Here is an 11,086-nt window from a genome sequence, read left to right as displayed (position 1 = left end):
GCTGAGACCTTTCGTCTCACGTATCCTTATATAGCGCTCTGCATTCAGCACTGCACGACAAAAATTTCTTTGTCGCTGCCATTACTGGCTATCCGTCAATCCAATAATACGATACCGTTGACGGATATCAATGGAAAATATTGTATCACAACATCAGTGTCAACTGAGGAGTGCGCCACAGCACAAAACTTTCATTGCAATCTATACCAATGTCTTAGTACCTGCGTGCTTTTTTGACATGTCCTGGTGGGCATTCAGCGTATTCCGGCACCAGCATGTCGGTGTGCGCTAACGACACAGTATGTAACCGACTTTACCCGGCTGCCAGATCGGGGATAATGTGCGTCCTCCTACGCCATTAAGCCTGTGAGCAACAGCTTGTTGGAAAGTCTTGGAAGAGAAGAGAATCATGTCTGCAAAACAACAACTCGAGAACCTTGTCCGGGACTTCCAGAAAAAACGTCCGCTACGCGCGGGGTCCCTGATTATTACAACCTACGGCGACATCATTCACCCACGCGGCGGCAATGTTTGGCTGGGTAGCCTGATGAAACTGCTGACGCCCATGGGCGTCAGCGAGCGACTTGTACGCACCTCGGTTTACCGGTTGGTTCAAGAGAGCTGGTTACAAACTGAGAAAGTGGGCCGATGCAGCTATTACAGTGTAACCGGGGTAGGTCTCAGGCGATTCCAGCAAGCCTTCGAGCATGTCTACACGCTTGGCACAGACGACTGGAATGGCAGCTGGTGCCTGGTTTTTCTCAACCAGCTGGATCCGGAAACCCGTACCAAGGTACGTGAAGAGCTAAAATGGCTGAGCTTCGGCAGCATGGCCACGGGGGTTATGGAGCATCCGCGTTTTACCCGCCATGAATTGGTGCCCCTGCTTCAGGAATGGGGCGCGCTGGAAGACACCATAGTGATGCAGACCCAACCACTGGAACAACGAAGCCCACGAGCCCTTCGCAGGCAAGTAAAGGAAAGCTGGAACCTGGATGAGCTGGGTTTTCGCTATAAGCGCTTTTTGGAGAGGTTCCGGCCCCTATGGCGGGAGCTAAGCGTCAACGACAACCTGAGCCCGGAAGAGTGCGTTACCGCACGCATCCTGCTGATTCACGAATACCGAAAAATACTGTTGCGGGACCCACTGCTGCCAGATGAGCTATTGCCGGGCGACTGGGAGGGGCGAAGCGCCAAACAATTGTGCCGCAACCTTTACCGAGCCATATACAGTCGCTCTGATGAGCACTTGGCGAGCATTCTGGAAAACGCATCCGGCCCACTGCCAGGCCCAAGCCAGGGGTTTTATCGCCGGTTTGGTGGACTGACAATGGAAAACGCTACCGCTAACAACTCTGTCATTGCGGACGAGTCTGCCTGATCCTGCCGATTTTCGATCAGCCAGCAGGACGGCCCTGATCTGGCTGACTGTAATCGCAGACTCCGTCCGGGAAAATCTCATTCAGCCGCATGACGTCGCCCTCGGAAAACGAAACACTTCCGTATGTGCCATCCTTCAGTGCGGTTGCAACAAACTTCAGGCCGCATTTGAAAACGCTGCCCTCAATTGGCCCTCCGGCACCATGCGTGATGTAGTGTAGATTTTGAACTTCGAGGTACATGCACCGGCAGGCTGTTCGTCAAGAATGCCACTCCAGACGTCATTTCCCACAGCTATCACTTCGCCGTTGGTTTTGTAACACGCATCCAACGCTTCTGTAGGCTTATTATCCGCGATGCTCTGCTGCGGGTTTACACGCATATTCATCAACCACTCGTGCAATATTTCCAGCGCCATCCAGGTTGGATTTGATTCCTCCCTTGGTTCTGGCTCTTCAGGATCTGATGTATCCGTCGGCCGGGTATCGGTAAACCAGATCAATTGATTGTCGGCATTCCCCATTTTGTTGATGATGCGCTGGCGAACAGAGAAAGACTGGTGGCTGTTGTGCATGTCCAGCACTTCCTCCAAATAGTGCCGCCAATCTATAACGGGCATATTGAGCTGGCCGTCAAAAACCATCCCGGATTCATAAGCGGCCTGAATCGCTTTCAGATCACTCTGGGTGCGCGGCGCAGGCTGTGTGCCATCCGGGCTCAGGTTCATATTGCGGGAACTCCAGGGATCGAATTCGACGCGGCCCGCTAGAACATCTTCTTGAGAGCCAACAAAAGGAAAGCCCTCCTGCACCATCTCTGATGGCTGTTTCCAACCACCAATCTGAGCGTTCAGCTTCAAAAATTCCTCGCGAGTGATCTTGCCATCACGCAGCGCTCCCAAGCCATACTGCACCCCTACGTTGTCGTACAAAGTACGAGGATTCCCACGCTCATCGACTCCGTAAATATTTCTCAGATCGTCGTAATGCGTCCACTCGACAGCGTCCATCACACCATCAGGCTGCATCTGTTGCTGGTTGGGCGCTTGGCCAAAGGCGGGGTTCATAACCAATGGCGTCAGTCCACGCCAGGCCGGAATGCACTCGGTCATCCCTGGGGCGGTGCCGAATCCAAGCATTTGTTTTGCTTCGGCAAACGGATCTGCGTAGGTATCGGTCGCATTCAACCCCACAAGCCAGCTCCGGTTAGTGGTTGTCTGCCATTTGGCATTGTCTTTATCAGTGGCGTCCATGTAGTACTCCAGCAATTCACAGTCACCGACATGGATGATCTGGGTCACCATGTCCGGATAAGAGTACTGGGGCACGCCCGCATCCAGAAGATCAGGGTGATTCTGGGAATAAACGTACTGCTGGATGCCACCACCGGAGCCACCAATGGCAACAGTATACTCAGGCACACCCACACGCTTGATGAAGTGCTCTTTTACCATCAGCGCAGTTTCGCCGCCTACCTGAAGGTTATAGTGCGGGCTTGTGCTGGTGCCTGTGGAATAGATAACAGCATAGCCTTTGCCCAAGGTTTCCGGCTGCAAGGCCCGACTTTGGCTTATCTCGCCTTGTGAATGACCTATCCCTACGCCACCTTGAAAATGGAACAACAGGCGGCCGTTCCAATTGGCGGTGGATACCTCATCAGGCATATCCCCGGGCCCCGCCAGAGTGGCAAAACTGTAGATAAACCGGTTAATCGTGCCCCGCTCCTGTCGCACAATGAAATCGACGGTGCGACCATCGGTGAGCGCGGTGGTAGCCATATCCGCAGGCCGGGAACCATCGCCAGGCAAAGGCGCCCAATTGTCGTCGATCGTGCGATAGACAAACTCCACATAGGAATCAATCGAACAGTCCTTGCTCAGCCCTATCTGGTTGCCGTGGCCATCCATAACCGGGAAGCCCGTATTGCCGGTGGTATCCACCAAGGGCTGCTTGCCCAACTCGCTCGTTACCGTACAAACGAACGGATATTGCTGGGGGCCAGAGAATATCGGCCCGGTCACCGGGTAAGCAGTCAGCGTAAGATCACTCAGTGGGCCATATTTGACATGGTGCAGCTCCAGCCGGTTTTCACCCTCGGAAAGCCCCGCCACGAGAATTTCAGGGCCATTACGCCCCTCTCGCACCAACGGGCTGACCCTGGCGTCATTGAGCCAAAATTCCAGGTTGTCGCTTTCCGCTGTAATCGTGGCAGAGTTGCCTTCAAGGCCGATCAGAACATTGTCACCACTGACCCGGTCCGGAGTGCTGGACAGGCTGACCAGCTCAAGATCTGGCTGACTGTCTCCCGATCCGGAAGAGCGGCTGGAACCGTCGAAGCAGCCGCTGAGGAGGAATGAGAACATTCCTGTAACCAGTATGAATCGCACCTTTGAGTTGGTAAGCATCGAAAAATCCCTCTTCGAATACACTGTTTTCACCAGGCTTGGACGCGGTTATACCGCGTTGCAAGCAGTTCTGTTGTTGCTATTGAAAGCCTAGACCAGCTTGCTGCATTGGTACAGAGTGCGTGCTCGGTAGCGTCGCAAGAATGTCGTCATTCACCAAAAATCTGGCACGAATTACCAACTATAATGCGGTCTATTTCAGTACTATATTTCGACAATAAACAAGCAGACTCACCAAGCCCGGAGAATTAAGCGATGAAAACCTACAACCACGTGATGATTACCGGTGGCGGCAGTGGTCTGGGCCTGGGCATGGCATTGAGGTTCCTGAAGCGAGGCTGCCGGGTATCCGTGCTCGATCTCGCCATTTCCGACGGAGGGCAGGACCAATTGGATATGGCCGCCAGCACTGCGCAAACCACTTGGCAATTTCACACGGTAGACATCACCGATTTTAATCAGACTCAGGCGGTGGTTCTGGCCGCTGTAGACGCCTTGGGTGCGCCCGACCTTGCCATTAACTCCGCCGGCGTGATCATCAACAAAGCCTTTGCAGACACGCAGCCAGAGGAGTTTCGGCGAGTTGTCGATATTAACCTCAATGGCAGCTTTCACTTTGCCAAGGCCGTGCTGTCATCCATGCAGCCCGGCAGCCGGCTAGCGCTAGTTGCGTCTCTCGCTGGCCTAATCAGCAACTACGCCTATTCAGCCTATGGTGCATCCAAATTCGGCGTGGTGGGGCTTGCTACAACTTTGCGCTATGAGTACGAGCCCCAAGGCATCCACATCAGCTGCATCTGCCCGCCCGAAGTCAAAACACCCATGGTGGCGCAGGAGCACGCAGACGCCAACCCGATTTCTCTTGAGATGAAAGCACTGGCCGGGTCGCTGGAAGCTGACAGCGCTTGTGACCAGATTGTTGCCGGCCTGGATGCCGGGCGCTGGCAGATTATTCCGGGGTTTTCCGGCAAGTTGACAGCTTTCGGCGCACGCTACCTCCCCGGCCCATTCAACGCACTCATGCTACGATTGATTGGCCGGGCATTGCGCAAGCATGGAGTGACCAACCACCCTGCTTAGCGCGGCAGCTGCTATTACTTGATTTAGAACAAGCGTCACCATCGCTCCACCACCTCAGTCGCGCTACGGTATTACCACTCTTCGGTATCTCCCCAGAACATGTAAATACAGCCTTTTAAGCCTGCAATCATTTGTCCTAAATGATGCCTTCTACTAAGATGTATTTATAATGAATCAAATAGGACGGTTTATGACGCCTACCATTGCCATTCTCCTGATCATTACCTTCGTGCTCTCGACGGTTGGTCTGCTGCTACTGATTTGGTCTATCGCCAACAATCAGTTCAGTCACGGCCAGGAAGCCGCCCGAACGATCTTCTCTCCGGGGGAGGAAGGCCACAGCGAGGATCCTGCGCAAGCTGCCGAGCCTGATACCATGGCACAGGCTAGCGCTATCAAGGCTCGCTGGACAGCCGACCACTCTTCCCGCACGGCCGTGCTGTGCTGGCTAAGCTCAGCTATTTTCTGGCTGGTTCTGGGTTCGTTTTTCGGGCTAGTCACCTCGCTGAAGATGCACCTCCCCGAGTTTCTGATCTCCAGTGAGTTTCTTACCTTTGGCCGCGTGCGCCAGTGCACCTTAACGCGGTGACCTATGGCTGGGCCTCCATGGCAGGTATTGGCGCAGCGCTTTTTCTGATTCCCCGGCTGTTCAAAACCTCACTGGCCGGCGGAAAATATGCCGTTTTGGGCAGTGTTATCTGGAATATCGGTCTGGCTCTTGGGCTGGGCGCCATTACACTGGGCTTCTCCGACGGCCAGGAATGGCTGGAGTTTCCGTGGCAGGTAGACCTTCTATTCGTGGTCGGTGGTGCGCTGTGCGCCATACCCTTGCTGCTAACCGCCGCCAATCGTCAGGTGGAACACCTTTATGTGACCAGTTGGTACCTGATGGCCGCACTGGTGTGGTTCCCGATCCTGTTCCTGATCGCCAACCTGCCCTTTACCTTTCCCGGCGCCTCTGGCGCCACGGTTAACTGGTGGTTCGCCCACAACGTTCTCGGGCTTTGGGTTACCCCCATTGGCATTGGTATCGCCTACTACATGATCCCAAAAATTCTCGGCAGGCCGATTATCTCTTATCAGCTGTCACTGATTGGCTTTTGGTCTTTGGCACTGTTCTACAGCCAGGTAGGTATTCATCACTTGATTGGCGGCCCCATACCCACCTGGCTGGTTACCCTGTCGATTGTCCATAGCGTGATGATGTCGATTCCCGTTATTACCGTTGCCATTAACCACCACGGCACCATGATGGGGAATTTCAAGCGTCTGAAAGATTCACCCACGCTTCGTTTTGTGTGGATCGGCGCGCTCATGTACACGGTGTCCTCACTCCAGGGCTCTATGGAAGCGCTTAGAAGCGTTAACGTAGTCACCCATTTTACCCACTACACCGTGGCCCACGCGCACCTTGGGATGTATGCCTTCCTGAGTTTCATCCTGTTTGGGGCTGTGTACTTCATTATGCCCCGCCTCACTAATTGGGAGTGGCCATGGCGCCGGATGATCAGCCTGCATTTCTGGCTGGTGAGCATCGGCATTTTGATTTACTTCGTGTCACTGACCGTTACCGGCTGGAAGCAGGGTTTGGCGTTGCTCGATGCCGCAATGCCTTTCATGGATATTGTCCGTATGACCATTCCGGGGCTTCAGGCCCGCACCTTAGGCGGCGCACTGATGACATTGGGGCACCTTGTGTTTGCAGCCCACTTTGTTGCCATGTTGATGCATCGTGGCGTCGGTAGTGAACAACCAACCCTCTTCCGCTCTGCTATTAAGGAGAACACTTAATGAAACGTGCTCTCGCAATTATGGTCGGTGCGGCCCTTATTCTATTGTTGGCCACGCTTACGCTGGTGGTTATGCCGTATCTGCAAATGTCGGCAGAACAGGTGCCGCCAGATCTTAAGCCGTACACTGAAAAGCAACAGCGTGGCCGGCAGGTATATATCGCCAACGGCTGTGTGTACTGCCACAGTCAGCAACCTCGGGACCCGAGCTTTGCGCCCGGCGACAGAGACCGTGGCTGGGGGCGCCCTTCCGTGCCCGGCGACTACGCCAACGATCAGCCGCACTTGCTAGGCACCATGCGTACCGGCCCGGATCTGTTCAACGTAGGCGCCAGGTTACCCAGCATCGACTGGCAACTGCTGCACCTTTACAACCCGCGGGTGGTTCATAAAGACAGCATAATGCCATCGTATCCGTTCCTGTTTCGCCATGTAGACGAAGCGGCAGAGGGTGACAAGGTTGTTTACTTACCAGAGGCTTATGCTCCTGAGTCCGGTCAGATTGTTGCCACCGAAGATGCACTGGCGCTGGCCGAGTATATGCTCGCGCTTGACCACACCTATCCGGCACCTACCTTGCCGAAAGCCGATAAACCCAAGGAGTAACGTGCGCCATGAACGAACATGATCAGCGCGCTCAGTTTCGCGAAGCGCCCGAACCCGAAGAAGGCACACGCGCCGCTCCAAAGTTTGTCTTCGCCTGGATAGCCATTCTGATTGTGTGGGGCGTTGGTTATTACGCCTGGCAAATCGGCAAACCTATGCTGGGTGGCGACAGCCGCACACCCGTTGCAACCGAGCCCAGCACGTCAGAGCCAGAAAGCTCAAACACTGCGGCCTCAGAGGACGCGGGCGCTAGCAGCACAGCAAGTGCAGAAGTAGCAGGCGTAGATGGTAAAGCCCTCTTTAGCGCCCATTGCAGCTCCTGTCACCAGGCGACAGGCCAGGGCATTCCCGGCGCGTTCCCACCGTTAACGGGAAGTAAATGGCTGCAAGCTGACCCGAACATCCCTATCGCGATCGTCCATGACGGTTTACAGGGTGAAATTGAGGTTGCTGGCAACACGTTCCAAGGCATGATGCCACCGCTTGGGGGCCAGCTTTCGGATGCAGAGATAGCGGCGGTGCTGACCTATGCCCGAAGTGAATGGGGCAATACCGCAAGCGAGGTCAGCCCAGAGGCAGTCGCCAAACACAAAGAGCGTTTCGGTGACCGCGGAAGCTGGTCGGCAAAAGAGCTGACGGAGGTTTTCGGGGAACACTAAGATGCCCAACAGCAACGCGAGCGCAGCACAGGACTCTCCGCACCAGAAGCCCGAGCACCAGGACATCCTGATGATTGAAGGGATGCGTTGTGGCAGCTGTGCTATCGCCGTTGAAGCTCTGCTGAAGAAGCAACCCGGAATCAGTGACGCGGCGGTGAACTTTGCCGCCGACGTGGCCTGATTTGCTGGGACAACGAAAAACCCCAGTTTGCCAGCCTGCAAAAAGCCGTTGCCCGCTTAGGGTATCGCCTGCATGGGTCGGTTGACGCCGAACGGAGCAAGTTCCAGGCTGAATCCGTGCGCAAGCATCTACAAAGACGGCTGGCCGTTGCGGTTGTCTTTGGCATGTGGAGCATGATGCCAGCTTTACTGATCTACCTGTCGCCACTCGGGGCGGTGGAGCCGGAGGTACTCTGGCCGCTTGCCCTGGCCAGTGGCCTGTTCGCAGTGCCGGTGGTGCTTTACTCCGGCTCCCACTTCTATCGTGTGGGTTGGCGCACGCTGCTTGCCGGCGCACCCGGGCTCGACAGCCTCATTTTTCTCGCGGTATTTGCCGCCTGCATTATCTCGACCTGGCAACTCGCCACCGGCAGTCACCACGTGTATTTCGACGCGGCCGTTATGTTGATCACCTTCCAGCTGATCGCACGGCTGCTGGATACCAGTGTGCGCCGACGCGCCTCTGAGATTATTCGCCGCTATCTTCAGGATGTGCCACAGCAAGTCGTTCTGAAACACCCGGATGGCAGCGTCGAAACACGGCCAGCCAACAGTGTTGAAACCGGCGAGCGCATCATTCTCCAAGCCGGTGAGCATTTGGCTCTGGATGGCAAAGTCATACGGGGGCATGGCCAGGCAGATCTGTCGATGCTAACCGGCGAGCACTTGCCCCAGTCCCTTGAGCCGGGTGCAGAGTTACTTGCAGGTTGCCAACTAGTGGAGGGCAACCTCGAACTGTTGGTTACGGCGGGCATTGGGCAACGCCGCATTGACCGCTTATCCCGATCTATCAGCGCCCTACTCAGCCGTAAAACGACCCTGCAGCGACTGACCGACCGCATTGCTCGTATTCTACTTCCCGTTATCTTGATAGCCGCTGCACTGGCCGTGGGCCTAGCTCTTTTGCAGGGCGTACCGGCCCCGGAAGCCGCGGCCCGCGGGCTGGCGGTTATGATCATTAGTTGCCCCTGTGCACTGAGCCTTGCCATTCCTCTGGTAATCACCATGGGCCACGCCCACATGGTCAGCCAGGGCATTGTATTACGAGACCCAGCAGCACTGGAGGCCGCCGCCAAAGTTGGCGTTATCGTATTCGACAAAACCGGCACATTAACCACCGGCGAACCCAGTGTGAACCGTATTATTCCGGCTAATCACTGGACCCAAAGCACACTGCTGCAGCTGGCACAAAATACGCTCAATGAGTCACAGCATCCTGTTGCCAAAGGGCTTATGGCGGAAGTCGGTTCTGCGCTTGCGGTGACACCCGGTGGCACCCGGGAAAGCCTTGCAGGTGCGGGCACACGCTGGGTCTATGGAGGGAACATAGCCTTGGCAGGACGCGCGAGCTGGCTGCGGGAACAAGGCATTGACGTGCCACCAACCGAAGACACGGGAATGAGTCTTCACATAGCTCAAAACGGTTTTTATGCCGGAAAAATCGGCTTTCAGGAAACACTCAGGCCGGAAGCTGCGCCAACGATTCGGCAACTAATACACCAAGGTTATACCGTTTATCTGCTCAGTGGCGATACCCGAAACGCGTGCCTGGAATTGGCTGAGCGCTTGGTATACCCGGAAAACATGTGCTTTCGGGGTATTCTCCTGAACAGAAGTACAGCTTTTTAGACAACCTCGAAAGGCAGACCAACGCCGTATTCGTAGGGGACGGCCTGAACGATGGCCTGGCCCTTGCGGGTGCCAGGCTTGGCATTGCAGTTGGGAGTGCCGCCCCGGCCACCGGCGAGGCGGCGGCTGTTTACCTGACCGAGAGCATTGCAAAAGTACCAACCACACTGCGGCTGGCACAAAGAGCTCGCAAACTCATGCACCAGAACCTGTTCTGGGCGGTAGGCTACAACGCCCTGGTTATACCTCTGGCGGTTATGGGTTGGATTCAGCCCGTTATTGCAGCCATTGCCATGTCACTTAGCAGCCTCTGTGTTCTGCTCAACAGCCTGCGCATGCAAAAACGGGGCCCCGTGGCGCACAGAGCATTCCCTCTGCGCCACGGGGCCCACGCTCTAACAAAGATTTATCGTGTGGTGTAACCCCCGTTTGCAAAGAGCGTTTGCCCATTTATCCACCAACCTTCAGTTGCAAGAAATCTGACGATGGGAACAATATCTTCAATTTGTGTAAGCTGATTACCCATTGCTTGTGACTTATGGAATTCAACACGCTCCGGGGTTTCCTGGCCGTAAAAGAAAGGGGTGTCCATCGGGCCCGGCCCGACATTGTTGACCGAGATCCCTCTCCCGGAAAACTCCTTCGCAGCGGCGCGGGTGAAGTGCTCTACCGGTGACTTGCCTCCTGCATAGGTTGAGTAGCCATCCGTTAGCGCCGCCAGCAATGCCGTTACAATCGTAATGAGCTTGCCGTTATCATTGAGGTGAAGCCCCGCCTCTTTTATGAAGAAATAAGCGGATTTGGCGTTCACCGCGAGCATGTCGTCATACTCCTCTTCAGACGTCTCGATGATCGGTTTACGCAACACTTTCCCTACCGTGTTAACTGCAATATCAATTCCGCCGAAACGCGCCTTTGCCTGTTCAAACAACGTCGTAACATTGGCCGCCTTGGTCAGGTCACCTTGTATCGCTATAGCTTCGCCACCCATATCGGCAACCGCCTTTATAGTGGCCGCTGCATCGTCGGCCGTCGCATCACTATTATAATGCACGACTATTTTCGCCCCACTTTTTGCAAACTCCCGACTAATAAGACCACCAAGATTTTTTGCACCACCTGCAATTAGAGCAACTTTTCCATTGAGATCCTTAGACATCACATTCTCCTGATTTAACCAGAGTATTTCTCTGTTACGTTGGTTTATCGGCGTTCTAGAGAAATCATATCCAGCTGTTTTGCAGGCGGGAAGAGTGCTATCTTGCATCCATTAATTGCATTAAAGGCAATAAGTGTGTTGACGAACGACGAACTCTTTA

10 protein-coding genes and 1 pseudogene are annotated in these 11,086 nt (G+C 54.9%); 9 read left to right on the top strand and 2 right to left on the bottom strand.

The window, feature by feature from the left end; all coding sequences use genetic code 11:
• Nucleotides 1–409: 409 nt before the first annotated feature.
• Nucleotides 410–1,381 (top strand): phenylacetic acid degradation operon negative regulatory protein PaaX, encoded by a 972-nt coding sequence (gene paaX / locus BCA33_RS05225; RefSeq protein ID WP_071263970.1) that lies wholly within the window; start codon nt 410–412, stop codon nt 1,379–1,381.
• 16 nt (nt 1,382–1,397) lie between these two features.
• Here the strand turns inward: paaX and BCA33_RS05220 are convergent.
• Nucleotides 1,398–3,742: pseudogene (locus BCA33_RS05220) on the bottom strand (DUF6351 family protein).
• A 297-nt stretch (nt 3,743–4,039) separates the two neighbouring features.
• On the opposite strand from BCA33_RS05220, the gene BCA33_RS05215 reads away from it, so the two are divergent.
• The 8 genes from BCA33_RS05215 to BCA33_RS21395 all read left to right on the top strand — a co-directional run bounded on the left by BCA33_RS05215 (nt 4,040) and on the right by BCA33_RS21395 (nt 10,189).
• Nucleotides 4,040–4,864, top strand: a complete 825-nt coding sequence (locus tag BCA33_RS05215; RefSeq protein ID WP_071263968.1) for an SDR family NAD(P)-dependent oxidoreductase — start codon at nt 4,040–4,042, stop codon at nt 4,862–4,864.
• 190 nt (nt 4,865–5,054) lie between these two features.
• Nucleotides 5,055–5,453, top strand: a complete 399-nt coding sequence (locus tag BCA33_RS21405; RefSeq protein WP_254774205.1) for a hypothetical protein — start codon at nt 5,055–5,057, stop codon at nt 5,451–5,453.
• Nucleotides 5,435–6,655, top strand: coding sequence for a cbb3-type cytochrome c oxidase subunit I (locus BCA33_RS05210; RefSeq protein WP_254774204.1), 1,221 nt, complete (start codon nt 5,435–5,437; stop codon nt 6,653–6,655). Before BCA33_RS21405 ends, BCA33_RS05210 begins: the two co-directional genes overlap by 19 nt.
• Nucleotides 6,655–7,260, top strand: a complete 606-nt coding sequence (locus tag BCA33_RS05205) for a cbb3-type cytochrome c oxidase subunit II (RefSeq protein WP_071263966.1) — start codon at nt 6,655–6,657, stop codon at nt 7,258–7,260. Before BCA33_RS05210 ends, BCA33_RS05205 begins: the two co-directional genes overlap by 1 nt.
• 8 nt (nt 7,261–7,268) lie before the next feature.
• Nucleotides 7,269–7,919, top strand: a complete 651-nt coding sequence (locus BCA33_RS05200; protein WP_071263964.1) for a cytochrome c — start codon at nt 7,269–7,271, stop codon at nt 7,917–7,919.
• A 1-nt stretch (nt 7,920) separates the two neighbouring features.
• The gene (locus BCA33_RS21400; protein WP_071263962.1) at nt 7,921–8,100 is read left to right on the top strand and encodes a cation transporter; all 180 of its coding nucleotides are present in this window, start codon (nt 7,921–7,923) and stop codon (nt 8,098–8,100) included.
• 116 nt (nt 8,101–8,216) lie between these two features.
• Nucleotides 8,217–9,767: a cation-translocating P-type ATPase gene (locus BCA33_RS05190; RefSeq protein WP_071263960.1), complete on the top strand. Its 1,551-nt coding sequence runs from the start codon at nt 8,217–8,219 to the stop codon at nt 9,765–9,767.
• The gene (locus BCA33_RS21395; protein ID WP_071263958.1) at nt 9,725–10,189 is read left to right on the top strand and encodes a cation-translocating P-type ATPase; all 465 of its coding nucleotides are present in this window, start codon (nt 9,725–9,727) and stop codon (nt 10,187–10,189) included. Before BCA33_RS05190 ends, BCA33_RS21395 begins: the two co-directional genes overlap by 43 nt.
• Here the strand turns inward: BCA33_RS21395 and BCA33_RS05180 are convergent.
• Nucleotides 10,174–10,926, bottom strand: coding sequence for an SDR family oxidoreductase (locus tag BCA33_RS05180; RefSeq protein ID WP_071263956.1), 753 nt, complete (start codon nt 10,924–10,926; stop codon nt 10,174–10,176). The two genes, BCA33_RS21395 and BCA33_RS05180, sit on opposite strands and share 16 nt — an antisense overlap.
• Nucleotides 10,927–11,086 lie beyond the last annotated feature (160 nt).

The sequence above is a fragment of the Marinobacter sp. AC-23 genome (genome assembly GCF_001858325.1).
In the GTDB taxonomy this organism is placed as follows: Bacteria; Pseudomonadota; Gammaproteobacteria; order Pseudomonadales; family Oleiphilaceae; genus Marinobacter.
The sequence above is the reverse complement of the archived record's forward strand: the minus strand, read 5'-3'. Positions and strand labels throughout refer to the sequence as shown.

What these genes read in the sequence shown, in the direction of transcription:
- paaX (WP_071263970.1), top strand. Translation starts at nt 410, where the DNA reads ATGTCTGCAAAACAACAACTCGAGAACCTTGTCCGGGACTTCCAGAAA.
- BCA33_RS05215 (WP_071263968.1), top strand. Translation starts at nt 4,040, where the DNA reads ATGAAAACCTACAACCACGTGATGATTACCGGTGGCGGCAGTGGTCTG.
- BCA33_RS21405 (WP_254774205.1), top strand. Translation starts at nt 5,055, where the DNA reads ATGACGCCTACCATTGCCATTCTCCTGATCATTACCTTCGTGCTCTCG.
- BCA33_RS05205 (WP_071263966.1), top strand. Translation starts at nt 6,655, where the DNA reads ATGAAACGTGCTCTCGCAATTATGGTCGGTGCGGCCCTTATTCTATTG.
- BCA33_RS05200 (WP_071263964.1), top strand. Translation starts at nt 7,269, where the DNA reads ATGAACGAACATGATCAGCGCGCTCAGTTTCGCGAAGCGCCCGAACCC.
- BCA33_RS21400 (WP_071263962.1), top strand. Translation starts at nt 7,921, where the DNA reads ATGCCCAACAGCAACGCGAGCGCAGCACAGGACTCTCCGCACCAGAAG.
- BCA33_RS05180 (WP_071263956.1), bottom strand. Translation starts at nt 10,926, where the DNA reads ATGTCTAAGGATCTCAATGGAAAAGTTGCTCTAATTGCAGGTGGTGCA.